Annotated in this window: 25 protein-coding genes; 12 read left to right on the top strand and 13 right to left on the bottom strand. The window is 70.8% G+C overall.

Annotated features, from left to right (window positions below; genetic code table 11):
- Positions 1-97: 97 nt before the first annotated feature.
- On the top strand, positions 98-721 hold the full coding sequence (locus Q0C41_RS01675; RefSeq protein WP_291980704.1) for a YdeI family protein: 624 nt from the start codon (positions 98-100) through the stop codon (positions 719-721).
- Positions 722-743: 22 nt separating this feature from the next.
- Here the strand turns inward: Q0C41_RS01675 and Q0C41_RS01670 are convergent, their stop codons facing one another.
- A complete protein-coding gene (locus tag Q0C41_RS01670) occupies positions 744-1,943 on the bottom strand; it encodes an amidohydrolase family protein (protein WP_291980703.1) in 1,200 nt (399 codons plus the stop codon).
- A 71-nt stretch (positions 1,944-2,014) separates the two neighbouring features.
- Between Q0C41_RS01670 and Q0C41_RS01665 the strand changes: the two genes are divergently transcribed.
- Entirely contained in the window at positions 2,015-3,187 is a 1,173-nt protein-coding gene (locus Q0C41_RS01665) for a P1 family peptidase (protein WP_291980702.1), read from the top strand.
- A 12-nt stretch (positions 3,188-3,199) separates the two neighbouring features.
- Here Q0C41_RS01665 and Q0C41_RS01660 read toward each other — a convergent pair whose 3' ends face one another.
- The 3 genes from Q0C41_RS01660 to Q0C41_RS01650 form a co-directional block, all read right to left on the bottom strand.
- Positions 3,200-4,426: a hypothetical protein gene (locus tag Q0C41_RS01660; RefSeq protein WP_291980701.1), complete on the bottom strand. Its 1,227-nt coding sequence runs from the start codon at positions 4,424-4,426 to the stop codon at positions 3,200-3,202.
- 90 nt (positions 4,427-4,516) lie between these two features.
- Positions 4,517-4,756, bottom strand: coding sequence for a hypothetical protein (locus Q0C41_RS01655; RefSeq protein WP_291980700.1), 240 nt, complete (start codon positions 4,754-4,756; stop codon positions 4,517-4,519).
- 77 nt (positions 4,757-4,833) lie between these two features.
- Positions 4,834-5,889: a zinc-dependent alcohol dehydrogenase family protein gene (locus tag Q0C41_RS01650; RefSeq protein WP_367079082.1), complete on the bottom strand. Its 1,056-nt coding sequence runs from the start codon at positions 5,887-5,889 to the stop codon at positions 4,834-4,836.
- 269 nt (positions 5,890-6,158) lie between these two features.
- Between Q0C41_RS01650 and Q0C41_RS01645 the strand changes: the two genes are divergently transcribed.
- From Q0C41_RS01645 to Q0C41_RS01630, 4 genes are all read left to right on the top strand, one after another.
- Positions 6,159-6,623, top strand: coding sequence for a glycine zipper 2TM domain-containing protein (locus Q0C41_RS01645; protein ID WP_367079081.1), 465 nt, complete (start codon positions 6,159-6,161; stop codon positions 6,621-6,623).
- 124 nt (positions 6,624-6,747) lie between these two features.
- Positions 6,748-7,848, top strand: a complete 1,101-nt coding sequence (locus tag Q0C41_RS01640; protein ID WP_367079080.1) for an ionic transporter y4hA — start codon at positions 6,748-6,750, stop codon at positions 7,846-7,848.
- Between the two features lie 131 nt (positions 7,849-7,979).
- The gene (locus Q0C41_RS01635) at positions 7,980-8,603 is read left to right on the top strand and encodes a hypothetical protein (protein WP_291980696.1); all 624 of its coding nucleotides are present in this window, start codon (positions 7,980-7,982) and stop codon (positions 8,601-8,603) included.
- A 15-nt stretch (positions 8,604-8,618) separates the two neighbouring features.
- On the top strand, positions 8,619-8,777 hold the full coding sequence (locus Q0C41_RS01630) for a hypothetical protein (RefSeq protein WP_291980695.1): 159 nt from the start codon (positions 8,619-8,621) through the stop codon (positions 8,775-8,777).
- Positions 8,778-8,837: 60 nt separating this feature from the next.
- On the opposite strand, the gene Q0C41_RS01625 is transcribed toward Q0C41_RS01630, so the two are convergent.
- From Q0C41_RS01625 to Q0C41_RS01605, 5 genes are all read right to left on the bottom strand, one after another.
- Positions 8,838-9,542 (bottom strand): PEP-CTERM sorting domain-containing protein, encoded by a 705-nt coding sequence (locus tag Q0C41_RS01625; protein ID WP_291980694.1) that lies wholly within the window; start codon positions 9,540-9,542, stop codon positions 8,838-8,840.
- A gap of 187 nt (positions 9,543-9,729) precedes the next feature.
- Positions 9,730-11,127, bottom strand: a complete 1,398-nt coding sequence (locus tag Q0C41_RS01620; RefSeq protein ID WP_291980693.1) for a hypothetical protein — start codon at positions 11,125-11,127, stop codon at positions 9,730-9,732.
- A 28-nt stretch (positions 11,128-11,155) separates the two neighbouring features.
- Positions 11,156-11,923, bottom strand: coding sequence for a Crp/Fnr family transcriptional regulator (locus Q0C41_RS01615; protein WP_291980692.1), 768 nt, complete (start codon positions 11,921-11,923; stop codon positions 11,156-11,158).
- A 91-nt stretch (positions 11,924-12,014) separates the two neighbouring features.
- Positions 12,015-14,180, bottom strand: a complete 2,166-nt coding sequence (locus Q0C41_RS01610; RefSeq protein WP_291980691.1) for a PKD domain-containing protein — start codon at positions 14,178-14,180, stop codon at positions 12,015-12,017.
- A gap of 82 nt (positions 14,181-14,262) precedes the next feature.
- On the bottom strand, positions 14,263-15,633 hold the full coding sequence (locus tag Q0C41_RS01605; RefSeq protein ID WP_291980690.1) for a sulfatase-like hydrolase/transferase: 1,371 nt from the start codon (positions 15,631-15,633) through the stop codon (positions 14,263-14,265).
- Between the two features lie 103 nt (positions 15,634-15,736).
- Between Q0C41_RS01605 and Q0C41_RS01600 the strand changes: the two genes are divergently transcribed.
- The 3 genes from Q0C41_RS01600 to Q0C41_RS01590 are packed head-to-tail and all read left to right on the top strand — an operon-like array spanning position 15,737 to position 16,806.
- On the top strand, positions 15,737-15,994 hold the full coding sequence (locus Q0C41_RS01600) for a hypothetical protein (RefSeq protein ID WP_291980689.1): 258 nt from the start codon (positions 15,737-15,739) through the stop codon (positions 15,992-15,994).
- A gap of 60 nt (positions 15,995-16,054) precedes the next feature.
- Positions 16,055-16,549 (top strand): M20/M25/M40 family metallo-hydrolase, encoded by a 495-nt coding sequence (locus tag Q0C41_RS01595; RefSeq protein ID WP_291980760.1) that lies wholly within the window; start codon positions 16,055-16,057, stop codon positions 16,547-16,549.
- Positions 16,537-16,806, top strand: coding sequence for a hypothetical protein (locus Q0C41_RS01590; RefSeq protein ID WP_291980688.1), 270 nt, complete (start codon positions 16,537-16,539; stop codon positions 16,804-16,806). Before Q0C41_RS01595 ends, Q0C41_RS01590 begins: the two co-directional genes overlap by 13 nt.
- A 27-nt stretch (positions 16,807-16,833) precedes the next feature.
- On the opposite strand, the gene Q0C41_RS01585 is transcribed toward Q0C41_RS01590, so the two are convergent.
- Together Q0C41_RS01585 and Q0C41_RS01580 are read right to left on the bottom strand one after the other, a co-directional pair.
- A complete protein-coding gene (locus Q0C41_RS01585; RefSeq protein ID WP_291980687.1) occupies positions 16,834-17,544 on the bottom strand; it encodes a class I SAM-dependent methyltransferase in 711 nt (236 codons plus the stop codon).
- 13 nt (positions 17,545-17,557) lie between these two features.
- On the bottom strand, positions 17,558-19,123 hold the full coding sequence (locus tag Q0C41_RS01580; protein ID WP_291980686.1) for a Gfo/Idh/MocA family oxidoreductase: 1,566 nt from the start codon (positions 19,121-19,123) through the stop codon (positions 17,558-17,560).
- A gap of 146 nt (positions 19,124-19,269) precedes the next feature.
- On the opposite strand from Q0C41_RS01580, the gene msrB reads away from it, so the two are divergent.
- On the top strand, positions 19,270-19,728 hold the full coding sequence (msrB, locus tag Q0C41_RS01575; RefSeq protein WP_291980685.1) for a peptide-methionine (R)-S-oxide reductase MsrB: 459 nt from the start codon (positions 19,270-19,272) through the stop codon (positions 19,726-19,728).
- 4 nt (positions 19,729-19,732) lie between these two features.
- On the opposite strand, the gene Q0C41_RS01570 is transcribed toward msrB, so the two are convergent.
- A complete protein-coding gene (locus Q0C41_RS01570) occupies positions 19,733-20,251 on the bottom strand; it encodes a hypothetical protein (RefSeq protein ID WP_291980684.1) in 519 nt (172 codons plus the stop codon).
- Complete coding sequence (locus tag Q0C41_RS01565; protein WP_291980683.1) at positions 20,235-20,468, bottom strand: hypothetical protein; 234 nt, start codon at positions 20,466-20,468, stop codon at positions 20,235-20,237. The genes Q0C41_RS01570 and Q0C41_RS01565 overlap by 17 nt, the downstream gene beginning before the upstream one ends.
- Positions 20,469-20,692: 224 nt before the next feature.
- On the opposite strand from Q0C41_RS01565, the gene Q0C41_RS01560 reads away from it, so the two are divergent.
- Both Q0C41_RS01560 and Q0C41_RS01555 read left to right on the top strand, forming a co-directional pair.
- On the top strand, positions 20,693-20,989 hold the full coding sequence (locus tag Q0C41_RS01560) for an HU family DNA-binding protein (RefSeq protein ID WP_291980682.1): 297 nt from the start codon (positions 20,693-20,695) through the stop codon (positions 20,987-20,989).
- A gap of 290 nt (positions 20,990-21,279) precedes the next feature.
- Positions 21,280-24,288, top strand: coding sequence for a serine/threonine-protein kinase (locus Q0C41_RS01555; protein ID WP_291980681.1), 3,009 nt, complete (start codon positions 21,280-21,282; stop codon positions 24,286-24,288).
- Positions 24,289-24,368: the final 80 nt, after the last annotated feature.

Genomic DNA, 24,368 nt, shown 5'->3' with positions numbered 1-24,368 from the left:
CCTCACTGGCAATAGCGCGGGCGGCCCGCGTTCGGGGCCATGACCAGTCGTTCGGACCCTTGTGCCCCCGCTGGCGGTCGTGGTACCGAAGCACGCCATGGCGCCCATCGTTCCCGACCCCGCCCGCATCCACAGCTTCCCCACCGAGGCCGCCTTCGAGGCGTGGATGCGGCAGCACCACGCCTCCGAGCCGGAGCTCTGGCTTCGCGTGTACAAGAAGGGGTCGGGCCTGCCCACCGTGACCTACGCCGAGGCGCTCGACGTCGTGCTGTGCTGGGGGTGGATCGACGGCATCAGGAAGTCGCTCGACGCCCAGTCGTTCCTGCAGCGCTACACGCCGCGCCGCGCCCGCAGCATCTGGAGTCAGGTCAACCGCGATCACATCGCCCGCCTGACGGCGGCGGGACGCATGACGCCGCACGGACAGGCGCAGGTCGATGCTGCGAAGGCCGATGGGCGCTGGGATGCGGCGTACGCCCCCATTCGCAGCGCGAGTGTCGACGCGCTGCCCGATGACCTGCGCGCGGCCATCGACGCCAATCCGAAGGCCCGGCGCACCTTCGCCACGCTCGGACGCGTGAACCTGTTCGCGCTGGCCTTCCGTACCAACGCCATGAAGACGCCGGAGGGGCGCGCGCGCAAGATCGCCAGCCTGGTCGACATGCTGGCGCGCGCCGAGACCATCGTGCCGCAGACACGGACGGCCGCGAAGAAGAAGTGAGCGCGCCTGGCCGCGCGTCTCGCTACCGCGGCTGCAGCACCCCGCCGACCAGCACGTGCGTCACGGCCAGGCGGCGCCCCAGCACCACGATGTCGGCCCGCGTGCCGACCGTCAGGCTGCCGGTGTCATGCGCGATGCCGGTCCGCTCGGCCGGCGTCAGGCTGGCCATGCGGACGACCTCCCACAGCGGGGCCTTCGTCGCCGCGAGCATCGTGCGGACCATGTGGTCCATGCCCACCGAGGCACTGGCCAGGCCCCCCTGCGGAGCACGCCCGACCTTGCCATCGTGATCGAAATCCGTGCCCGTCTCGACGGGGCCGAACCGGTAACGGCCCGGCGGCATGTCGACGGCACGACTGGCGTCGGTGACGAGCAGCAACCGGCGGGCGCCGAGCATCCGCCAGGCGAACTGCAGCAGTTCCGGCGCCAGGTGCTGCCCGTCGGCGATGACCTCGGTGCTCATCGCCTCCTGCATCAGCACGTACTGCTCCATGCTGCCCTGCATCGGTGTGCCCAGCCTGGCCCGGATGGACGGCACGCTGCTCATGGCGCACCAGAAGTGATCGACGTGTCGCATGCCGGCGCGGAACGCCGCCGCCATCTCGGTCCACGACGCGTTGGAGTGACCGCAGGTGATGAAGCACCCCTGGCGGCGCGCCGTGCGGAAGAACGCCAGCGCCCCGGGGAGTTCGGCCGCGCAGGTCGCGATGCGGATGAGGCCCGTCGCGAAGTACCGGGCGAACTCCGCCGGCGTCGGGTCGCGCCGGCCATCGGCGGAATGACACCCCACCTTGTCGGGCGCGAAGAACGGCCCGTACAGGTGGATGCCCGCGATGCGCGCGCCACCCGTCGGCACGGCCTCGTCGCGCACCGTCCGGCACGCATCGATCATCGCGTGGATCTCGTGCGGGGCGCCGGTGGTCGTCGTCGGAAAGATCGTGGTGGTGCCGTGCCGCGCATGGACGGCGCAGGCGGTGCGGACGGCGGCCGGCGTGCCGTCCATGAAGTCGGCGCCGCCCCCACCATGCACATGCACGTCGATGAAGCCGGGCGAGACGAAGCCGCCGCGCGCGTCGATCACCGCCGCACGGCGAGGCACGCGGGTCCTGGCGCCGCCCACCGCCGTGATCCGGCCGTCACGCACGACGATGCGGGCATCGGGCAGGAGGCGGTCCGGCAGGATGGCGGTGGCGTTGGTGATGACGAGGGCGTCGGCAGACATGCGCGCAGTGTAGCGGCACCCCGGGCACGACGGCGCCCGCCGCGTCGACCCCGGTGTGAGAGGCTGAGGCCATGCTGCGTCGTCAGTCCCTCGCCGTCGCCCTGCTGCTCGTTGTCGTGACCGTGCCCCCGTCGGGGCTTCAGGCCCAGGGGCGCGCACGGGCGCGTGAGCTCGGCGTCGCTCCGGGCGTCTTTGCACCGGGTCCTCTCAACGGCATCACCGACGTCGCTGGCGTACGCGTCGGCCAGGTCACCATCATCGAGGGGGACGACGTGCGGACCGGCGTCACGGCGATCCTTCCGCACGAAGGCAACCCGTACCTCGAGCGCGTGCCGGCCGCCCTGCATGTGGGCAACGGCTACGGCAAGCTGCTCGGCGTGACGCAGTTGCGTGAACTCGGCGAACTCGAGACGCCCATCCTGCTGACCTGCACGCTCTGTGTGTGGAAGGCCGCCGACGCGATGACCGAGTGGATGCTCGAGCGGGACGTCATGGCGGCGGTCGGCTCGATCAACCCCGTGGTCGGCGAGACCAACGACGGCGGACTCAACGCGATTCGTCGGCGGCCGATCGGGGCCGACCACGTGCGACGCGCGCTGGACGGTGCCACGAGCGGTCCCGTGGCGGAAGGCTCGGTGGGCGCCGGAACGGGCACGGTGGCGTTCGGCTGGAAGGGTGGCATCGGCACCTCGTCGCGCGTGCTTCCCGTCGCGCTCGGGGGCTGGACGGTGGGTGTGCTGGTGCAATCCAACTTCGGGGGCGTGCTGCAGGTGCTCGGCGCGCCCGTCGGCAAGGCGCTGGGGCAGTACGCCTTCCGCGACGTCGCCGACCAGGAGCGGGGCGACGGCTCGATCATGATCGTGGTCGCGACCGACGCGCCGCTCTCCGATCGCAACCTCGAGCGCCTGGCCGCGCGCGGCATCATGGGCCTCGCGCGCACGGGGTCATCGGCCTCCAACGGCAGCGGCGACTACGTGCTCGCCTTCTCGACGGCCCGCGAGGTGCGTCGGCGACCGCTGGCGCAGGGCACCGCGGGCCGAGACACGCGGCAGCGCACGGTGGAGGACCTGGCCAATGAGCCGATGTCCGGCCTGTTCCAGGCTGTGGTCGAAGCCACCGAGGAGGCGATCTACAACTCGATGTTCGCCGCGACCACCGTGACGGGCAACGGCCGGACCGTCGAGGCCCTTCCGCTCGACAAGGTGCGGGCGGTCCTAAGTCAGTACGGCATCGCCGTGCCGTGAGTGGGACGCCGCCTACGGCCGCGGGCGCGGTGTCGGCCACGGCACGCGCGCCGTCTTCACCTGGCCGTCGCGCCACGCGACGATCAGGTCGTCGCCCGCGCGCGCGATCATCGGGATGCCGGTCGCGCGCCCATTCGAGGTGGCGGCCACGGTGAGGGCTTCCGATCGGCTGGTCGCGGACACTTCGCGCAGCCGCACCTCACCACCGCCGCCCTTGCGTTCGAGCCAGCTGACGATGGGGCGACTGCCATCGAGCATGGTCACTCCCGCCCAGCCGACCGGGTCGCCGTCGTCGACGCGAATGGGGGCCGCGAACGTCGCCCCGGCATCGTCCGAGAAGGCCGCCAGCACCTTGGCTGTGCCGCCGGCGGCGGTGAACCAGGCGACGACCACCGTCTTTCCGGCCGCAGCCACGGCCGGACCGTTGGTCGGACACCCGGGGATCATCCAGCCATCCCGGTGCACCGGCGTCGGGGCCGTCCACGTGCCGTTGACGCGGCGGACGATGGCGATGTCGCGGATTTCGCCGGGTTCGTGATCGCGGTAGACCGCGACGGGGCCGTCCGCGGTGTCGGCCATGTCGGTGCTGCAGCACGAGCACGCGTCGCGATCGACGATCGTGCGTGCGAGCTCGCGACCGTCGGGCGCGAAGCTGGCGATGCCCACCGTCTTGACGTGGCCCTCGGCGTGCCCACCGCCGTGCGCCGCGTGTGTCGCTGCGGTGTCTGGCGCCAGCGGGGTGAGGTACACCGCGCTCATGCCCGCACCGGTCGGCAGGAACGAGAGGAAGCCGGAGTAGTCCGACACGTTCTGCGTGCCTTCCTCGAACACCGTCTGCCACGTCTGCCCGCCGTCAGCGGACGACTGGGCGCGGATCGCGTACCCGTAGGCGCCCGCCTTCTGCCCGGTGTTGACCAGCCAGTGGACGAAGAGGCGGCCATCGCGCGTGGCCGTGAGTGATGGATGGTCGGCCCAGTTGACGAACCAGTTCGCGCCCTGCGCGATCTGCCTGGGTGGCGCCCAGGCACCGGCGTCGAGCCGCGAGAACTTCAGGGCGTGCCCCCCGCCTGTCACGGGCTCGAGCCAGGTCAGGTAGGTCCGGCCATCAGCCCCCGTCGCGAGGGCATACATGCCGCTGCCGGCGCCGGCGGGCGTGGCCAGTAGCTCGACGGGGCGCTGGGCGGTGACGCCCACGCACGAGGCGGACAGGAGCACGGCGAGCATCGGAAGGATGCGCATCGGGCCATTGTCCGACGGAACGCGATGCCTGCCTGCGACCGGTTGTCGCGCCCCCCCGGATCGGCAGGGCGCCGCGGCGGTCAGGTCGGGTCAGCGATTGGACGCGATCTTGACGACGTGGGTCTGATCCTCGGTGAGCCAGGCATCGACGCCGAGTTCCTCGGCCTCCGCGCAGCCATCGCTGACGGCGGCGTCGTGGGTGGCGGCGGCCGTGTGCGGGGCATCCGGCACGATGCTGATCTCATGGGCCGTGACGGCGCTGCCGTGCGACACGAGGACGTCCCCCGGCTGCATGCTGGTCAGGGAGTCGGGTTCCTTCTTGTTCCACATGCCACGAGGATCCCGCACCTGCGCGCGCGGCGCAGTTCCATCGGGCACACGTCGGTCGGCGACGCCAGGGCCGGTGCTCAGTGCGACGCGGCGGGATCACTGTGCAGGATGACCTTCAGGGCGCCCTCTCGAGCGGCGTGCTCGAAGGTGTCGTAGGCCTGCAGGATGTCGTGCAGCGCGAAGCGGTGCGTCACCAGCCGGCGCGGCTCGAGCCGACCGGTCCCCACCATGGTCAACAGCTTCGGCGTGGTGACGGTGTCGACCAGCCGCGTCGTGATCGTGATGTTGCGATCCCAGAGCTTCTCGAGGTGCAGGGACACGGGCGCGCCATGGACGCCGACGTTGGCAAGCCGACCACCCGGCGCCAGGATGGCCTGGCAGATGTCGAACGTCGCCGGCACGCCAACGGCCTCGATGGCCACGTCCACGCCAAGCCCGTCCGTCAGGTCCAGCACTCGCTGCACCGCGCCGCCATCCGCACTGTTGACCAGCGTCGTCGCGCCGAAGGTCTTCGCCATCGCGAGGCGTGCGTCGTCGATGTCGATCATCACCACGCTGGACGGTGAATAGAGTTGCGCCGTCAGCAGGGCGGCCAGGCCGATGGGCCCCGCTCCCACGATGGCGACGGTGTTGCCTGGCGCCACCTGGCCGCTGAGCACGCCGCACTCGAAGCCCGTCGGCAGGATGTCGCTCAGCATCACGAGGGCCTCTTCATCGCCATCGGCCGGCAGTGCGTAGAGACTCGTGTCGGCAAAGGGAATGCGGACGTACTCGGCCTGGGTGCCGTCGATGGTGTTGCCCAGGATCCAGCCGCCCTGCCGGCAGTGCGAGTACATCTGACGGCGACAGAAGTCACAGCGGCCGCACGACGTGATGCACGAGATCAGGACCCGATCGTCGACCGCGAACGTCGACACCCCTGGGCCCACCTCGGTGACCACACCGATGCCCTCGTGCCCGAGGACACGCCCCGCGGTGACGCTGGGGACGTCGCCCTTCAGGATATGGAGGTCGGTGCCGCAGATGGTGGACGTCGTCAGCCGCACGATGGCGTCTCCGGGGTCCCGCAGCTGCGGCCGGGGGACCTCCTCCCAGGAACGCTGACCGGGGCCACGGTAGACCAGCCCATGCATGCGACGAGTGGTGAGAGCCTGCGCGACAGATGTCATGGCCGCAGCGTATCGGCGCCCTGGGCCATCCGCTGTCGTGTGTGGCACACATCCCTGTTTCCGCCAACGAGGACGGATCTCGCGGCGAGGCGTCCTCCCGAGGGGCCACTCGGGTCGTCCGGAAGCCCCCGGCTGGTCGTTCTCGTCGTCGCACAGCCGGCACATCGCTTGCACTCCCCGGGGCAAGGTCAATCGGGACCGCCGAACGAGAGGTCGACGTGCATCGCATCAGAATGGCAACCGTGGCAGCGCTCCTGGCCTCGGTCATCGCTCTCCAGGCCACGCCGGTCAGGGCTGACGACGACCAGCGCCGTGACCGTCGCGATCGCTATGACGACCGCTACGATCGCCGGGACGATCGACGCGACCGCTACGACGACCGCCGCGACTGGGGCGGACCGCGCTACGACGCCCGCTACAGTGGCTGGGATGCGGCGCAGTACTACCGCCGGGATGACCGGCGCTACCGGCCGCGCCGCATGGGGCGCAGCGACATGATCTACCGCGGCTCGGACAACCGGTACTACTGCCGGCGCGACGATGGCACCACGGGTTTGATCGTCGGTGGTCTCGCCGGGGGTGTGCTGGGGCATGTCATCGCCCCTGGCGGATCCAAGACGCTGGGCACCCTGCTCGGCGCCGGCGCCGGCGCCCTGATCGGCCGCGCCGTCGACGACGGCGACATCGTCTGCCGCTGAGCTGAACCCTCTCCTTACGGCTGAGGCTCGCTGGTTCCCGGGCAGCCTCAGACGTGCGCGTCCTTCCCGACACGTAAGGCATGGCACACGCGACCAGAGTGGGTCGCTCGTGAAACACTGGGGAATGGTCGATGTCTCCCGTGTCTCACCGACGAGCTGGACAACGCTGCTGCCCATCGTGACCGCCCTGGCCGTCCCCGTCGCGTGGGGACGCGACCTGCCGCTGCTGGCGGTGGCGTTGATTGGGGCGCTCCTTGGGGGCGCGGTGCTGGCCGCCGTCCACCACGCGGAGGTGGTGGCGCTGCGCGTGGGAGAACCCTACGGCTCGCTCGTCCTCGCGGTCGCCGTCACCGTCATCGAAGTGGCGCTCATCGTCACGCTGATGTTCAGTGGTGGCGGCGATGCCGCGACGCTGGCCCGGGACACGGTGTTCGCGGCGGTGATGATCACGTGCAACGGCATCGTCGGCCTCTCGCTGCTGGCCGGCACGATCAGACAGAACGTCGCGCAGTTCAGCGCCGAGGGCGCCGGCGCGGCGATGGCCACGGTGACGACGCTGGCGACGCTGGCGCTCGTGCTGCCGACCTTCACGTCCAGTGCGCAGGGCCCGGTGTTCTCGCCGACGCAACTGGTCTTCGCCGCCGTGATTTCGCTGGCGCTCTACAGCCTGTTTGTCATCGTGCAGACGGGACGTCACCGCGACTACTTCCTGCCGACCACCGACGAGGGGGCCCCACTGCCAGACGATACGCATGTCGAGCGACCGTCGGCGCGGGTCGCGGGTATCTCGCTGGCGTTGCTGCTGGTGGCGCTGGTCGCCGTGGTGGGATCGGCCAAGCTGGTGTCGCCCGCGGTGGAGCGCGGCGTCCTCGCCGCAGGCATGCCGCTCGCGGTGGTGGGGGTGGTGATCGCGCTGCTGATCCTGCTGCCGGAGACGGTGGCGGCGGTGCGAGCGGCACGCGTCCGAAAGCTGCAAATCAGCCTGAACCTGGCGTACGGATCGGCGATGGCCAGCATCGGCTTGACCATTCCGGTCATGGCGCTGGTGTCGCCGTGGCTGCCGAGTCCGCTGCATCTGGGCCTGGGCAGCGTGCACCTGGTGCTGCTGGCGCTGACGGCGGTGGTGTCGGTGCTGACGGTCGTGCCCGGGCGCGCCACGCTGCTGCAGGCCGGCGTCCACCTGTCGCTGCTCGCCACGTATCTGTTCCTGTCCGTGTCGCCGTAGCTGGCGCATCTGCTGAACGTCGCACGTCGACCGCGCCGCTCGCCGCTCGGCGGCGACAGGCGGTCGTGGTCGCGGCGCCATTCGTCGGAATCTGCTCGCGGCCGTCCGCCGGCCTGGGATGTGCTGCCGACATGTCCGCACTGCCGTCGTCCACAGGCCTGCCGCCGTCAGCGCTCCGTCGGGAGATCCGCCTGTTGATGAATCAGCAGCTGTGGTGCTGGGGGTGCGACATCCGCCATCACCACGAGAACCTGCTCGTCGCGCACGGCGCACGCCGCGTGCCGCCGCGCGTCCCCTCGGACTCGCGCTCGGCGGCATACCACGTGGCACTCGACGGTGGCGGCTGGTTGGTGCTGTGGGGCTTCGGCGTCGCCTGCGTCCCGTCGCCAGGTCTGAGCGTGCTGCTGCCGCGGTACGACCCGACGCCCCGAACGGTCGCGGACACCGAGGCGCTGCGGCAGGTGTGGTGCCTGCAGGACCTGCCGCCACACGAGGCCGCCGGCCGGCAGTTGCCGGCCTGGTGGTCCGCCCTGAAGGCGCTTCGCTGGATGGCCGCGTACGAGCAGTGGGTCGTCGCTCGGGCCGGGGCCGAGTGGCGCCGGGAGTGCGCCGCGAGGTTCGAGGCCTCCGAGGTCACTGGTGATCAGCTGGGGCGGGCGTGGACCGACGTCTGTGAGCGCCTGGCGCAGGCGACGATGCGGGCCGCGCTGGGGAGGCGCGAGGCACATGCGAACACGCGGCGGTTGGTGTCCTAGACCAAAGGGAGTGCTGTGGCCGCTGGCGACCGACGACACCTGGCACTACCATGCCAGCGCGCCGACGGACGCCTCGAGGTCGTGGTGCGGCAGTACGCCACGGACGGCCAGCAGGTCACGGCGCGCTTCGTCGGCGGGGTGCTGGTCGACTACACGATCGCCGGCGCGCGCTGAGGGCGAACCGCCCTTCGCCGACCGAGGACACCGCCGCCGCGCGGCGTGCCGCAGGACGCGTCAGGACGCGCGGCGACGCCGGACCACGAACCAGAGCCCGCCCATGAGCAGCAGCGCGGTGGCGGGTTCAGGCACCGACGGATCCGCGGGCGTATAGCGATACTCGAGGATCATCGCGCCCTGACTGCTGACGGATGTGACCACCGGCACGGGGCCGGTGACGGCCACACCTGTGCCGACGTGGGTCAGGGTGATCACGCCAGGCACGGCCGGATCGCCGACGAAGTCCGCGCGCTGCCCGTTCACCGTGACCGGCGGGACCGTCGGGCCGCTGAAACCGGGCAGCACGAAGCCGAGGATGTCGCTCAGCGACGTGAAGGTGAAGGTATACGTGAAGGGCACGACCAGCGTGAACGGCTGGCCTGCAGCGGCGCTCACACCGTCCAGCCGGAACTGGGCGGGGCTGCCAAACTCGAAGAGCTCAGCGGCCGATACGCCGAACCGCTGCTCGACGCTCACCGCGAAGAGATAGGGCCCGGCCGTCCCGGCAACCGGCGGTGCCATCCCGCTGGCAGTCAGCACCCCGTTGATGGTCACACCGACGCTGTCCAGCGTCCCGAGTGTCGGATCGAAACGCGTCGCGCCAATCGAGTCGACGATGCCGCCGAAGCTCAGGGTCTGGATACTGAGACTCGACGCGTGGACGACCGAAGGCGCCGCGCCGAGCAGGAGCACGAGGGGCAGGATCAGACGTCGGTGGAACATGGCCGGGAGTCTACGCCATTCCGGCCTGCCTCGAACACCGCCGGACGACTCAGCGCGGCAGCCGCATCGGACCGACGAGGACGGCGGTGGTAAAGCCGTCCACACGACCGGTGCACTCGTTTTGAAACGAGTGCACCGGCGGGTCGCCCCGGTGGGGAGTATTCCGGGCGCTACCCAGCGCTCCCAGTTACCGTCGTCGGAACGAGGCGACGGCCGTGCGCGCCTGGTCCATCTTCACCACGCACACCGGCAGTGCCCCGTGGCACGCGCCGGACCAGCCGGTGAACCGGGTGCCGCGCTTCGCCACCGCGAACAGCACCACATAGCTCCCATCGTCGTAGGACTCCGAGCAGTCGCTGCCGCACACGATGCCGCGCGGCAGGCTGACGACGCTGCCGTCGGCGCCGGGCCTCGCCTGGATGGTCACCGTCAGCGTGAACCCCGCCGGTCCAGGCGGCGGCGCGGGCGCCCAGACGCCGTCCTGGGCGTTGCCGTCGAACGTGAGCGGCGTGGCCGGGCCACTCGCGGCGGTGAGTGCCGGCGCATCGAGGGCCACGGCCATCCGCGCGCCGAGCGCGGCCGCAGGCACAGGCGCCGTGGGCGCGGGCATGGTGTACAGGTTGGAGCCACCGCCGTCGACACGCGTGAACAGGATCAGCGTCCCATCAGGCGACCACGTCGGGTACAGGTCGTTGAACGTGTCGTCGTTGGTCAGGTTCGTCGCCCCGGTGCCATCGTCGCCGACCGCCCACAGCTGCCATGGGCCGCAGCAGCCCTGTGCCTGGCTCTGGCTCATGAAGACGACGAGGCGGCCATCAGGTGACCACGACGGCGACCGGTCTTCCTCGAGGAACTGGGCGCGATCGCTGCCCGGGTCCCCTCGGCTGACGACCCGCTCATCGGTGCCGTCGACGTTCACGGTGATGATCTCGTACTGCGCCGCCACCTCGGGCTCGCCCGTCACCGGGTTGAGCATGGTCTCGGGTCGCACGCTGGTGAAGGCGATGCGATCGCCCGCCGGCGACCACGACGGCTCGAGTTCGTCGACGTCGATGAAGACGCCGTTGCCGAAGTCGACGGGCCCCGTCACGTCACGCTCGGCGCCGGTGGCCAGCGTGCGGATGACGATGTTGACGGGAAGGCCATCCCGCCCGCGCACATAGGCGATCTCGGTGCCGGCCGGATTCCAGGTGGGGAACGTCGCGCCGGTCGCGATGGGCGTCTGGTTGCTGCCGTCGGCGTTCATGACCGACAGCGTCTGGGTGAAGGCATCCGAGATGTAGGCGATGCGAGTGCCGTCGGGCGACCAGGCGGGCGTGAACTCGTCCACCTCGCTGGTGTTGGTCAGGTTGCGCGGGTTGGACCCGTCCGCGTTCATGACCCAGATGTCGGTCTGCGTCGGCGGGCCGAACGGGATGGTGGACGGTCCAGACGCGACGTAGGCGATCTGACCGTTGACGGCGGTCTGGGCCTCGAGCCGCGTGGCCGACAGGGCGACCACGGCGGTGACGACGATGCCGGCGGCCAGAATCGACCGCCCTTGCAGGAAGACGCGCGCGGAACTGCTGATGACTGCGTATGACATGAAGGCCTCCAGGGGCTGCGGATGCACGCTAGCGAACTTCGCAGCCCGCGTCTGTGACTGGCGTCACCGAGTGGGTGCGATCGATGACGAGGGCGGCGGTCGTCGAACAGCGCGTGGGAAGCGGCATGTCCGGGCGACCGGCGACGTGGCCCAGGCCGGCGCGATCGAGCACCTCGACCCGGGCCCGCGACTGCCGGATCAGCCCGTCGGTCGCAAAGCGATGCAGGATGCGACTGACCACCTCCCGCACGGTGCCGAGTTCGTCGGCCAGGGTCTGATGCGTGGCGTCGACGATGGGCGCACGCGCGAGCAGCAGGGTCGCCAGCCGTCGATCGAGCGAGTGGATGGCGAGATCGTCGACGAACGAGAACAGCGCGTCCATGCGGGTCGAGAAGGCCGCGAACACGGCCTGGCGAAACGCGTGGCAGCGCGCGAGCAGCCCGTTGGCGAGCGGTCGCGGCAGGGCCACGGCGGACACGTCGTCGATGGCATGGCCACTGGCCGGCGACTGGCCGCCGCCGAAGACGAGCGCCGCGTTCACCGCGCAGAAGGCGCCGGGGCCGACGTGATAGACCGTCAGACGCTGGCCCGTGGGCAGCGCGCGTGACACGCGCACGTGGCCTCGCCGGAGCAGGACCAGCGGCAGATCGTCGTCACCCTCGCGAAACACCGCGGCGCCGGGGGCGAACGCGAGGTCCGTCGCTCCGCTGGCCAGGGCCGCGAGATCGTGGGGCGCGAGCCCGTGCAGCACGGGGTAGACATCGAGCAGGTGTCGGATGGCGATCGGCGTGAGCACGCCTCATGAGGGGCCGCCCCGACGTGCCTGATATAGGGGCGCCCTCACACCGCCCGGATCTCGCCGACCCGGGAGGTGCGGAGGGCGGCCGTCACCGTGCAGTCCTGGCGCTCGCCGTGTTCGAGTACGTCGAATCACCCGCCGCGGTGCGCCCACGCACCCGATAGGTGTAGGTCGTGCGCGAGGCGCGGCCGGTGTCGGTGAACGTCGTGGCGGTGCCGCTCACGACGGCGATCTGCACGAAGTTCGTACACCCGGACCCGAGGCAGCGCTCGACGCGCACGTCGATCTGGCCGACGGCCGTGTTGGTCCAGTCCAGCCGAACCGCCCGGCGGGACACCGCCGTGGCCGTCAGACCGGTCGGCGCCGATGGCAGCGCCGGCGCGCTGACGACCACCGACGTCGTGGCGGCGTTCGAGAGGCCACCGTTGTCGGTCACGGTCAGCGTCACGGTGTAGGTCCCCGCGGTGGCATAGGTGTGGCTGACGATCGCGCCGGTGCCGACCGCGCCATCGCCGAACGACCACGTCCACGCCGTGATCACGCCCCCGAGGTCGAAGGAGGCCGAGCCGTTGAACGTGACGCCGAGGGGCGCGGCTCCAGAGGACGGCGTCGCCGAGAGGACCGCCGTCGGAGGGTCGTTGGCGCTGAAGATGGCGATGCTGGCGACGTTCGAGTACGGGGAGTCGCCGGCCGCGTTGGTCGCGCGCACACGATAGTTGTAGGAGCGCGCCTGGTAGCTGGTGTCGGCCCAGGTCGTGGTGCCGACCGGCAGCGTCGCCCGAGTGACGTACGCCGACCATCCGGTGCTGGTGAACTCGGACCGCTCGACGACGTAGGCGGTCTCGTCGGTCGCGTTGTCCTGCCAGGCGAGGACGAGCGCGCCGGTCCGCTGCGTGACGGTCAGCCCCGTCGGCGCCGCAGGCGGCGTGACGGCCGCACCGACCGCCCAGCAGGTCACCAGCGCATCGTAGCCACCACTGGCACACACGTCGCCGGTGGGGAGCGCCACGGCCCAGACCGTCGCCATCGGCGAGAAGGCCTCCCAGACCGGCAGACCGGCGAGGTCGTAACCGACCGTGACGCCGGGGATGTACCCTCCGGGAAGATTCGGCCCGCCGCGGCCGGTGACGACGGTGGTGCCGTCGGGAAGTGCCACGAGGGCGGCCGGAATCTCATCGGTGTTCAAGCCACCGTCGCGCACGGCCTCCCAGCGGATGGCGCCGGTGGTCTCGAGCGCGACCGTGTACCAGTCGAGGAACCCGCGCAGCGCCTGTCCCGTGACCACCAGGCTGCCATCGGACGCGAGCGCCATGCGCAGCCCGGCGGCGCTGGCGGCGTCGGCCGGTCTCCTGTCGGTACGCCAGAGCCGCGCGCCGGTCGCCCGGTCGTAGGCCACGACCGTCATGTGGTAGGCGATGCCCGGCGTGCCAGCGCCCGTGACGCCCTGGCCGGCGACGTAGACACGTCCGCCATCGACGGCGACGTCGAGCGCCCCCGTGCCTTCGGCCGCCGACGCCAGCCACCGGCGGGCTCCCGTCGCCGTGCTGAACGCCGCGGTGGTCCAGACGGCTCCCCCGCTCGGCGAACCGGTCAACACGAGGTCGGCGCCATCAGGACTGAAGGCGCCGGCGCCGTCGGGCACGGAGGTCGGCACCGACCACAGCAGCGCCCCCGATGGCGCGTACTTGTAGAGGATCGAGTTGTACCGGAAGTACGCGTTGCCGGCCGGGTCCACCAGCAGCCGGCCGAACGACAGGACCGTGCCGGCCGAGTCGACCCGCCACAGGAGCGTGCCGGCCGACGAGACGCGCAGCAACGTCACCGCGAAGGTGCGGCCGCGAGAGTCGAGGCTGTGGCCGAGCGCGACCACGTCTCCGTTCGATGTCGAGGCGACCCAGTCGCCGACGAACGTCCCCGAGACAGGGGCGACCGTCGTGCGCCAGCGCAGCGCGCCGTCGATGGTGTACGAGGTGACGGCGAGCAGGCGACCGCCGGCCGGGCCCGAGATCACCGTGACGTTGCCGGCCGCATCGACGGCCATGCGGCTGGCCTGCCCCGCCCCGCCGTTGCCCGCGTCGGCGCCGCCCACGGTCCACAGGACCGGTGGCGTGGTGGCGGCCACCGCGGTGCCGAGCGTGACGAGCAGCGCCAACAGCAGCGTGCCGATCCTGAGGGCGATCGCGTGACCGATTCCGGACGACCCGTCCCTGATCGGCGGGCGTGACGCGTGCGACGTGCGCGTGGCGTGTCTCATGGCGCCACGGAGCGTAGTCGGCCTTCGCCCGCCCGTCAGTGACCTGACGCACACAGGAGCCCGTCGCCGTGCCCGCGACGACTCACTGCCAGGGGACGGCGCCGCCGCGCTGGATGCGCCGCTGCAGGACCGCCTGCAGGTCGCGCAGCACGTCCGGTTCGGTGTCGGCGAGGTTGGTCCGTTCCTGCGGATCGCGATCGAGGTGATACAGCTCCAGCGGGCTGTACGGGGTGTTCTGCAGGAGCTTCCAGGGGCCACGCACGATCGCATGGTAGGCATTGCCGCCGTGGGCCGCTCCGCCTTCCCGCCGCACGAAGTACATCGCACGCGTCGAGGTCTCCATCGGCTCGCCCCGCAGCACGGGGGCGAAGCTGACGGCGTCCATGCCCTCAGGGGGAGCGATGCCGGCCAGGTCGAGCAGCGTGGCGTAGATGTCGAAGGTCTGCCCGGGGTGATCGGTCCTGCGTCCTGCCGTCACGCGGCCGGGCCACCGCACGGCGAAGGGCACGCGCACGCCGCCGTCGTAGTGCTGCTGCTTGCCGCCGCGCCAGGGATCGTTGCGCTGGCCGTGGGGTAGCGACCCGCCGTTGTCGGAGGTGAAGACGACCAGCGTGTCGCGCGCCAGGCCGGTCTCGTCGAGCGCCGCCAACACACGACCGACCGCGGCGTCGAGGTGCTCGTCGAAGGCCACGGCCTTGCGTCGCAGTTCGGGCATGTCCGGTGCGCGCGCCTGCACGCGGGCCACCCACTCGGCAGGCGGCTCGATGGGGAAGTGCGGCGCGTTGTAGGCGAGATACAGGAAGAACGGCTGCCGCGACGACGTCGTGGTGGCCGATGTCGCGGCAGCGGCCGAGGCACGCTCGCGGAGGTACGCGATCGCCCACTCGGTGAACAGGTCGGTGGCGTGGCCGGTCGCCTCGATCGGCGCGCCGTTGTGTCGCAGGTAGTTCTGATCGTGGCGCCGGTGCGACGTGTAGCTGTCCATCATGTCGCCGAGAAAGCCGCGAAACAGATCGAAGCCGCGGGCATTGGGCGCATCGGACGGCGTCAGCCCGAGATGCCACTTGCCCACCATGGCCGTGTGGTAGCCGGCCGACCGCAGCACCGCCGGCAGCATCGGCGCGTCGGGGGCCAGACGTCCCCAGGAGTTGTCCGGCGCGGTGCGGATGACGCCAGGGACGCCGACCCGATCGGCATCGCGGCCGGTCATCAGCGCCGCGCGTGTCGGTGAACAGACCGTGCCGTTGGATCGCATGCGGCTGAAGTGCAGGCCCTCGGCGGCGAGTCGATCGAGGTTCGGCGTGCGGACGTCGGTGCCGCCCCAGGCGGACGCATCGGCATACCCCTGGTCGTCGGTGAGAATCACGACCACGTTCGGGCGGTCGGCCTCCTGCGCACGAACACCGGCAGGCAGAAGGCACACGAGCAGCAAGGTGAGGCCGAGTCGAGGCATGCGAGCGGCATGGTGACGGTGGCCCCGGTCCGGGTCAAGTGTCTGAATCTGCCCTGCCGACGTCGCACAGGAACAGTGGAGCAAGATCGCCGACGACGCGAAGATGATGGAGACGCTGCGCCAGCGCGGCATCGCCGGCCTGATCGACATCCCCAACGGGCGGGAGCTGTATACGCGGGAGTTCATCATCGACCAGACGGCTCGACGCTCGGTTGGCCTCGCGGCAGCGGCGGCGCCGATGGACATCCCGTTGATGTTCTTCAGCGCCCCGTCGGCCGAGCGGCTCTTTGCCAGCTCGGGCAAGACGATGGCCGAGGCCCTCACGGAGGCCGACAGGCCACCTTCCGGCCGTCGCCACTGACGGCGAAGGCCGACGTGCAGTTCGTCTTCGTCGCGCAAGGCTGGCACGTCACCGAACGTCATCGGGGTCCTCAAGGGGTCGGACCCGACGCTGGCGGCCGAGGCGGTGGTCTTCTCCGCCCACTACGACGGCTTCGGCGTCATCCGCAAGGCCATCTACAACGGCGTGGCCGACAACGCCATCGGGGTCGCCGAGATGCTGTCGGTGGCCGAGGCGTTCGCGCGGCTGAAGCTGAAGCCGCGGCGATCGCTCGTCTTCATCGCGTTCACGGCCGAGGAGTACGCACTGCTGGGATCGCGCCACTTCGTCGCGCACGCGACGTGGGATCTGGCCAGGACCGCCGCCGTGCTCAACCTCGACGGCATCGGCACCGAGATCATGGGGCCGATGAACAGCATGGTGGCCTACGGCGCGCCGTTCAGCTCGCTCGGGCCGATGTTCCTCGACGCCGCACGCGCCTACGCCTCCGACCGATGGACGACCCCATCCCCGCGCAGGGCGTGTTCAGCCGATCGGACCACTACGCGTTCGTCGAACGGGGCGTGCCTGGCCTGATGCTGGTGGGCTCACCGGCAGACACCCAGCAGGGATTCGTCGAGCGCTTCGACGCCTTGGAGGCGACCAAGTATCGCGAGCCGTCCGACGACGTCTATGGCGACTGGCACTGGGACGGTGCGCGCACGGTGGCCGACATGATGGCGATCATCGGCCACCGCATCGCCCAGGCCGACGCGATGCCGTCGTTCAACGCCGGTGGCGAGTCCGGAGGACGGCTGCGCGGGCAGGCCCTGCCGCCGGCCGACAAGCCGTAGCCATGGCCTCCGCCAGGGCGCGTCGACTCACTGCACGCGGTAGATCAGGAAGTGCTGCCGCGGCAGGAAGTCGTGGGTGGCCGCGAGGGCGAACCCGGCCTGCGCCAGTTCCGCGCCAATCTGCTCCGGCGTGAAGCGGTACTGCACGGGCGGGCCCTCGGGCGAGTCCTTCCGGAAGTCGATGATTGCCAGTCGCCCGCCCGGCCGCAGGCTCGCCTTGAGCGCGGTGAAGTACGCGACGCGATTCGGGATGTGGTGATACGTGTCCACCACGAGCACGAGATCGACTGGCGCGGGCAGGTTCGGGCGATCGGCCGCGGCCAGGACGGGGGTGACCGTGGTGAGCCCCTCCCGCTTCACACGTGCGGTGAGGTGGTCGACCATCGCTGCTTCCACGTCGACGGCGTAGACCGTGGGCGCGGCCGCAGAGGAGGCGAGGCGCGCCGAGAAGTAGCCGGTGCCCGCCCCGATGTCGGCCACCGCCTGGCCCGGTCGCAGCGCCAGCGTCTCGATGACGCGCCCTGGCAACTGCCACGCGTCGCGCGCGGGGTCGTCGAACCGCTTGGCCAGTTCGGCCGCATTGTCGAACCGGTGCGCGTGGTGATCGGCCGGCGGCTGGGCCGCGGGGGCACCATGCTGGCCGTGGCTGCCGGCGGCCGTGGGCGGCTGGGCAGCGAGGAGCGGGGCGGAGGCCGCCAGGGCGGCGCCGAGAGCGATGACGCGACAGACCGTGACCATGGGATCGGTGATGCTACAGCTTCAGGTCCCAGCCCTTGCGGAACATCGGCTTCACGTAACGGTTCGCTTCCTCGCTGTTGGTGAAGCGCGTGTTCTTGCTGTCCCACTGCAGCTTGCCAGGCACGCGCCAGGCGATGACCACCAGCGCGAGCCACTCGGCGTACGGCGCGGTGATCGCGAAGTCGGAGCAGCCACGGTCGCCGCCCTTGCAGGCACGGACCCAGTCGAGCATGTGTCCTGGCGACCGCGTGAGCATCGGCGGAGGGAGCGTGTACTCCTTCCAGCGCGAGGCGGGCAACAACCACACCCCCTCGCCCCGATCCCGCGTCGCGAGCATGCCCTTCGTTCCGACCATCACCGATCCGTTGCCGGTGAGCACGCCCGGCTGCGGCGTGTCGTTGCGCCCACCAGGCTGGGTGTAGACGCGGACGTCCGGGCCGCCAGGGCTCCTGACGGCGCGTGGGGCCGCGGGCGCCGCCGGCGCCTGGGCCTGTCCCTGGCGGCCGGCACCGGCGGGCGTCTCGCCCAGCGCCGGCGCGCGGTTGCTGGTCTGGCGCCCCTTGTCGGCGAGGTTGTTCGACGGCGGCAGGATGGTTTCGTTCTCCATCCCCGGCACGACGAACGCCTCGGGGTCACCCGGCCGCGCCGCCTCGTGGTAGTAGACCGACACGGGCGGCATCTCGCCGCGGGCCGGGAAGTCGAGCCGGACGACGGCGCGGTGCGGCATCGAGATGGTGCTCTTGCCCTCGATGCGGAGGCACTCCACGCTCACGGGGGCGCCCAGCTTCAGCGCGGTGTGCACCGGGCCGGCGGTGTGCGTCGCCCAGTTGCCGATCTGGCCGGTGCCGAAGTCGAGGAACCCGCGCCAGTTGTAGGGGACATACGCGTCACTGAAGGGGCGCGGGGCCGCGCCGCCCAGCCACAGGTCCCAATCGAGGGTCGCGGGCACGGCCGACGGCGGCGGCGGCTCGGTCAATCCGGTCGGAAACATGCCCGGCGACGTCGAGACGTGCGCTTCGGTGATGTCGCCGATCTCGCCCGACCAGACGATCTCGGCCGCCACCCGGTGGGCCTCGTGCGAGAAGCCCTGGTTGCCCATCTGGGTGGCCACCTTGTACTTGACGGCCGCGTCCTGCAGCAGCCTGGCCTCCCAGGGCGTTCGGGTGAGCGGCTTCTCGACGTACACGTGCTTGCCCCGTTGCATGCAGGCAAGGGCGACCGTGGCGTGCATGAAGTCGGGGACGCCGACCGTGCACGCGTCGATGTTCTTCCCTTCCTTGTCGAGCATCACGCGGAAGTCCTTGTACTTCGGCGTGGCCTCGAACTTCTTGAAGGTGCCGGCGGCGCGGCCGTGGTCGACGTCGCAGAGCGCAACGAGGTTTTCGGTCAACGCCGCCTGGCCGAGGATCAGGCCCCCCTGACCGCCGCAGCCTATGGCGGCGACGTTGAGCTTGCTCGAGGCCGACTGGTATCCGAGGGCCTGCAGCGACGGGACGCTGCCGTACCCCCTGGCAGGCACCGCGCCCGCCAGCAACGTGCCGTAGAAGAAGAACCGTCGTCGTGAAATGTCGTGGCTCATGAACCCTCCGTGCGGTGCCCTGTGGGTCGTCGAGGCGAGGGTATCACCATGTGAGATGGCGCCACCTCCACGGAAGCGCCTGTGGTAAGACAGGGAGGGCAGGCCGGGCACGCCAGTCGCCCCGGCGGAGATCGAGGGATACCAACGTGTTGACCTGGAAGGATGTCGTCGACCGCGCTCAGCGCGGCAACCTCGCACCACCGCGCCGTGTGGAGTACACGGACGAGGAGTGGCGGGCCCGGCTGACGCCGGCGCAGTACCACGTGATGCGGCAGCACGGCACCGAGCGGGCCTTCAGTTCCGAGATGTGCAGTCGTTTCGAGCCCGGTCAGTACGCCTGTGCCGGCTGCCAGACGCTGCTGTTCGACGGCACGACGAAGTTCGAGTCCGGGACGGGATGGCCCTCGTTCGCGCAACCGGCCACACCCGAGGTCGTCGCGTACACGGCCGATCATTCGTACGGCATGGTGCGGATCGAAGCCACCTGCGCCGTCTGCGATGCGCACCTCGGGCACGTGTTCCCTGACGGGCCGGCACCGAGCGGGCTGCGGTACTGCATGAACGCGCTGTCGCTGGAGAAGGTGGCCGCCGAGGGCCACGGGTAGGGCCTCAGGCGCGAGCGGTACTCCACGCAGCGCGCATGGCCGTGGGCAGGGTGCGCAGCTCTCGGTCGACGGCGTCGATCAGCGCCTCCGCGTCGGTGCCACGGAGCAACTCGCGGACATCCCAGAGGTCCTGCGTCCCGCCCGCGTACAGCTTGAGCAGCACGAGGTCGACCGCGGTGACCACCGGCGGTGCGTCGACGCCGGGCTCCGCGCGCGCGACGGCACGCCCCTGCCAGGCGTGGCGCCCGACGATGACGTCGACAGGGCGCGCTCCTGCCGACGTGATCCGGATCACCCCGGCCAGGGGGTCCTCGGCATCGCCGTGGCGTATGTCGACGGTCGCGCCCGTCCGGACCAGTGGCGCCCATCGCTCTGGGGCGAACACGCGACGGTCGGTAGTCAGCAGGTCGATATCGAAGGTGGAGCGCGCGATGCCGCGCACCGCCAACGCCGCGGCCCCGATCAGGGCATGCGGGATGGCATCAGCCGCGAGCAGGCCGACCACCTCATCGAGCAGGGTCATCGGGCGACAGCCGCGCAGCGCGCGACACGGGGCGACCCGCGATGTGGCCGGACTGAAGCTGACGGCGCGCACGGTCGAGAGGCACACCAGCGGCCCGCGCATACCGGTCGATGTCCTCGTCGCCCAACGTGAGGCTCAGCGCGATGCGTTCGGCCACCGTCATCGCCAGCACGCGGGCACGCGTGTCGCGGCGCAGGTCGTCGGCGACGGAGGGCATGGACGGCAGTATAGAACCACTGGGGACGCCCGCGACGCGTCGGCCTGGATGGGCCGACACGACCCGACACCCGGGAAAATGACGCGATTTCCCCGGCACGTCGGTATGATTGCGTGCGGCCGGTCGGCGCGAGGCGTGTCTCGCAGGGTTCCGAATCGGCGGCAGGACGCGGCGGCGAGTCCCTCGCCCCGTGACATTCAGCCCGAAAAGGCAAGGACGGAACGATGCTGTCGAAGACGCAATTGATCGAGAAGCTGGTCGCGGGTTCGGAGGGGTTGAGCAAGAAGGACGTCAAGGGCGTCCTGCAGAGCCTCGTCGAGGTCGCGCACAAGGAACTGAAGAAGACCGGCACGTTCGTCATGCCCGGGCTCGCCAAGTTCGTCGTGGTGAAGAAGCCGGCGACCAAGGCCCGCAAGGGGATCAACCCCTTCACGAAGGAGCCGACGGTGTTCAAGGCCAAGCCGGCGAGCAAGACGATCAAGGTCCGGCCGGTCAAGGCCGCCAAGGACGCTCTCCTGTAGTTCCTGCCCGTGTCGGTCGGCGACGAGCCGACTCGACGCACCTGCTGGACGCGCGGACGCCGAGACTCTCTCGAGAGCTCGGCCCCGCTCAGCGCGCCCGGCGCCACGCGCACTCCGGTCGCGGGCGCCGGTAGCCGCGCCATCCTGCCGACGACGCCCACTGCCGTGGCCAGCCTTTCACGCCGGACCGCGGCGAGACCATGGTCTTCGACAACGACGGCCGAATGGTGGACGACCCGGATGGCGAGGCGCGAAAGATTCTGCTGAGCTGATCGCTTAAGATGCGGCTCTTGGCACGATCGACGATCAGCCACTATCGCATCGTCCGGAAGCTCGGGGCTGGCGGCATGGGTGAGGTGTTCCTTGCCGAAGACACCACCCTCGGCCGCAAGGTCGCCATCAAGATGCTGCCCGAGCAGAGCGTCGGCAGCGATCTGGCGCGACGACGGCTGATCAACGAGGCCAGGGCCGCCGCGGCCCTGGACCATCCCAACATCTGCGCCATCCACGAAGTCGGCGAGGAAGACGGCTGTGTCTTCATCGTCATGCCGCACGTCGACGGTGAGACGCTGGCCGAGCGGATCGCGCGCCAGCCGCTCGCGCCCGCCGAGGTCGTGGACATCGGGATCCAGGCGGCGCAGGCGCTCGAGGCGGCGCATGCCGCCGGCGTCATCCATCGCGACATCAAGCCCCAGAACATCATCGTCACGCCGCGCGGGCAGCTGAAGGTGCTGGACTTCGGCCTGGCGAAACTGGCGACGCCCGAACTGGCGGAGACGCAGACGAGCGAACGCCTGACGCTGGCCGGCAGCGTGCTCGGCACGCCAGCCTTCATGGCGCCCGAACAGTTGCGCGGCCTGGAGATCGACGCCCGCGCCGACATCTATGCGCTGGGCGCCACGCTGTACGAGTGCGCCACCGGCCGATCGGCGTTCGGCGGCGGCACGCTGGTGGAAGTGGCGATGCGGGTGATGAGCGTCACGCCTCAGCCGCCCTCCGAGATCAACCCGGCGATGCCGCCGGCGCTGGACGCGATCATTGCCCGCGCGATGGCCAGGGACGTGACGGCACGCTACCAGTCGGCCCGCCTGCTCCACGACGAGTTGCGTGACCTCGAACACGCCCTCGAGGGGTCGACGATGCGGCCAGCCGTGACGGCGCCGTTGACGCCGAGCGTGGGCCGCAGATCCATCCGCGTGTGGAGCCTGGTCGCCGCCGCTGTCGTCGCCCTGCTCGGCGCCGCGTGGTTCGCGTCGGATCGCCTGCGGCCTCGCCGCCACGAGCCGCCCCCCGAGGCCGTCGTCTGGTACGAGCGCGGCACCAGTGCCATTCGCGAAGGCGCGTACTTTCAGGCCACCAAGGCGCTGGAACGTGCGCTCTCGCTCGACAGCGCGTTCGCGATGGCGCACGCGCGGCGTGCCGACGCCTACGCGGAGATGGGCCTCACCGAGCGGGCCCGGGAGGACCTGCTGCAGGCCATGGCCCTCCTTCCGGATCGCTCGACGCTGTCGGCGATCGAGTCCACCCACGTGGACGCGGTCGCGGCCACGCTCGCCCGCGACTTCAGGACGGCGATCGAGAAGTACGCCGTGATTGCCGACGCGGTGCCAGACGCGGACAAGGCGGCCGCGCAGGTCGATCTCGGCCGCGCCTACGAGAGGAACGAGGATCTGGATCGCGCCATCGCGGCGTACGCGAAGGCGACCCAGCTCGATCCGCAGGGCGCGGCCGCCTTCCTGCGGTCGGGCATCCTCCATGGCCGTCGCCAGCAGTTGTCGGAGGCCAGCGCCGCCTTCTCGAAGGCAGAGGAGATCTACCGGGCGATGTCGAGCCAGGAAGGCCTGGCCGAAGTGCATTACCAGAAGGGCGCCCTGTTCGCCAGACTGAGGCGATTGCCTGAAGCGAAGGCGGAACTCGAGCAGTCCCTGGCGATCTCGCGGGCGTCGTCCAGCGAGTACCAGGCCATCCGGACATCGCTGCAGCTCAGCAACGTGTACTACGCGGAAGGCGACAGCAGCGAGGCCAAGGCGATCGCCGCCGACGCGGTCACGGCCGCGCAGCGCCTCAACAGCCGGTCGCTCGCGACCAACGGGCTCATCGACCTCGGATACACGCTGCTGGCGCGGGGCGAGTTCGTCGACACGCGCGCGTACCTGCAGCAGGCGCTCGCGCTGGCCCGTGAAGACAAGTCGACGCGTCTCGAAGCACGGGCCCGACTCGCGCTCGGCAGCCTGAGTACGCAGGAAGGCGCCTTCGATGACGCGGTGGCGCACCTCGAAGCGGCGCTCGCCTTCTACCAGCCCGCGGGCTACCGCACCGAGACGTCCAACGCCCTGATCCTGCTCGGGCGGGCGTACGGCGACAAGGGCGAGTACGCCATCGCGATGAAGGCGTTCACCGAGCAGCTGGCTCTGGCGACGCAGTCAGGCGACCCGGCCCGACTGGCCGCGGCGCATTCCAGCATCGGCGTCCTGCTCGGCGACAACCAGGAGCAGTACGCCGAGGCGCTACCGCATTTCGCCGAGAGTTATCGCATCAACACGTCGATCGGCGCCCGCGTCGCCATGGGGTGGGACCAGATCAACCGTGCGCTCTCGCTGTCGATGCTGGGCCGGTACGACGAGGCCCGGGCCGCGCTGGACGAAGCGCACGGCATCGCCGCGGGACCAGACGCCGGGTTCAAGTCGCAGCTGGCCTGGGTGGAGGTGATCCGTGCGCAGATGGCGCTGAGCCAGGACCAGCGTGCGGAGGCACGGACGCGGGCCACGGCCGCCCTCGCCCTCGCGGAACCCGATTACAAGGACGCCGCGCTCCAGGCCAGACAGACGCTGGCGCTCGTCGAGTCGCTGTCGGGGGCGCCGACCAGGGCCGTCGCCCTGGTCGAGGAGGCCGTGGTCATGGCCAGGGCGCTCAAGCTGCCGCGGCCGCTGTCGACGGCGTTGCTGGCGTCGGCCGACGTGCGCCTGGCCGCCGGTGACGGCCGGGGCGCCCTCGCCGACGCCCAGGCCGCGCAGCGCGTCTTCTCAGCGGCCTGCCAGTTGGAGTCGGACTGGCGCGCCAGGCTCGTGGTCGCGCAAGCCAGGCGGCTGGCGGGCGAGCCGGCAGCTGCCCACGAGGAGGCGTCGCGCGCGGAGGCCAGCCGCGCGGCGCTGCAGGCGCGGTGGGGCGACGACACCTACCGCGGGTACGCGCAGCGGCCTGACATTCAGGTCCGCGTGAAGGCGCTCGGGCGATTGCTCGGGTCGACAGGGTTGGTCCACGCACAGAAGGAGGCGACCGATGGCAAGCAGGCAAGGTGATCCAGGTGGCGGTCAGGGCGGTGGCGGTACGAAGAAGGCCGCGAAGAAGGCTGTGAAGAAGGCTGTGAAGAAGACCGCGG

The sequence above is a fragment of the Luteitalea sp. genome (assembly GCF_022842525.1).
GTDB lineage: Bacteria > Acidobacteriota > Vicinamibacteria > Vicinamibacterales > Vicinamibacteraceae > Luteitalea.
This window is presented reverse-complemented; position numbering and strand designations above follow the sequence as displayed.

What these genes read in the sequence shown, in the direction of transcription:
- Q0C41_RS01600 (WP_291980689.1), top strand. Translation starts at nt 15,737, where the DNA reads ATGATGGAGACGCTGCGCCAGCGCGGCATCGCCGGCCTGATCGACATC.
- Q0C41_RS01565 (WP_291980683.1), bottom strand. Translation starts at nt 20,468, where the DNA reads ATGCCCTCCGTCGCCGACGACCTGCGCCGCGACACGCGTGCCCGCGTG.
- Q0C41_RS01625 (WP_291980694.1), bottom strand. Translation starts at nt 9,542, where the DNA reads ATGTTCCACCGACGTCTGATCCTGCCCCTCGTGCTCCTGCTCGGCGCG.
- Q0C41_RS01570 (WP_291980684.1), bottom strand. Translation starts at nt 20,251, where the DNA reads ATGACCCTGCTCGATGAGGTGGTCGGCCTGCTCGCGGCTGATGCCATC.
- Q0C41_RS01585 (WP_291980687.1), bottom strand. Translation starts at nt 17,544, where the DNA reads ATGGTCACGGTCTGTCGCGTCATCGCTCTCGGCGCCGCCCTGGCGGCC.
- Q0C41_RS01610 (WP_291980691.1), bottom strand. Translation starts at nt 14,180, where the DNA reads ATGAGACACGCCACGCGCACGTCGCACGCGTCACGCCCGCCGATCAGG.
- Q0C41_RS01655 (WP_291980700.1), bottom strand. Translation starts at nt 4,756, where the DNA reads ATGTGGAACAAGAAGGAACCCGACTCCCTGACCAGCATGCAGCCGGGG.
- Q0C41_RS01670 (WP_291980703.1), bottom strand. Translation starts at nt 1,943, where the DNA reads ATGTCTGCCGACGCCCTCGTCATCACCAACGCCACCGCCATCCTGCCG.
- Q0C41_RS01660 (WP_291980701.1), bottom strand. Translation starts at nt 4,426, where the DNA reads ATGCGCATCCTTCCGATGCTCGCCGTGCTCCTGTCCGCCTCGTGCGTG.
- Q0C41_RS01650 (WP_367079082.1), bottom strand. Translation starts at nt 5,889, where the DNA reads ATGCATGGGCTGGTCTACCGTGGCCCCGGTCAGCGTTCCTGGGAGGAG.
- Q0C41_RS01560 (WP_291980682.1), top strand. Translation starts at nt 20,693, where the DNA reads ATGCTGTCGAAGACGCAATTGATCGAGAAGCTGGTCGCGGGTTCGGAG.
- Q0C41_RS01635 (WP_291980696.1), top strand. Translation starts at nt 7,980, where the DNA reads ATGTCCGCACTGCCGTCGTCCACAGGCCTGCCGCCGTCAGCGCTCCGT.
- Q0C41_RS01665 (WP_291980702.1), top strand. Translation starts at nt 2,015, where the DNA reads ATGCTGCGTCGTCAGTCCCTCGCCGTCGCCCTGCTGCTCGTTGTCGTG.
- Q0C41_RS01605 (WP_291980690.1), bottom strand. Translation starts at nt 15,633, where the DNA reads ATGCCTCGACTCGGCCTCACCTTGCTGCTCGTGTGCCTTCTGCCTGCC.
- Q0C41_RS01640 (WP_367079080.1), top strand. Translation starts at nt 6,748, where the DNA reads ATGGTCGATGTCTCCCGTGTCTCACCGACGAGCTGGACAACGCTGCTG.
- Q0C41_RS01580 (WP_291980686.1), bottom strand. Translation starts at nt 19,123, where the DNA reads ATGAGCCACGACATTTCACGACGACGGTTCTTCTTCTACGGCACGTTG.
- Q0C41_RS01620 (WP_291980693.1), bottom strand. Translation starts at nt 11,127, where the DNA reads ATGTCATACGCAGTCATCAGCAGTTCCGCGCGCGTCTTCCTGCAAGGG.
- Q0C41_RS01675 (WP_291980704.1), top strand. Translation starts at nt 98, where the DNA reads ATGGCGCCCATCGTTCCCGACCCCGCCCGCATCCACAGCTTCCCCACC.
- Q0C41_RS01645 (WP_367079081.1), top strand. Translation starts at nt 6,159, where the DNA reads ATGGCAACCGTGGCAGCGCTCCTGGCCTCGGTCATCGCTCTCCAGGCC.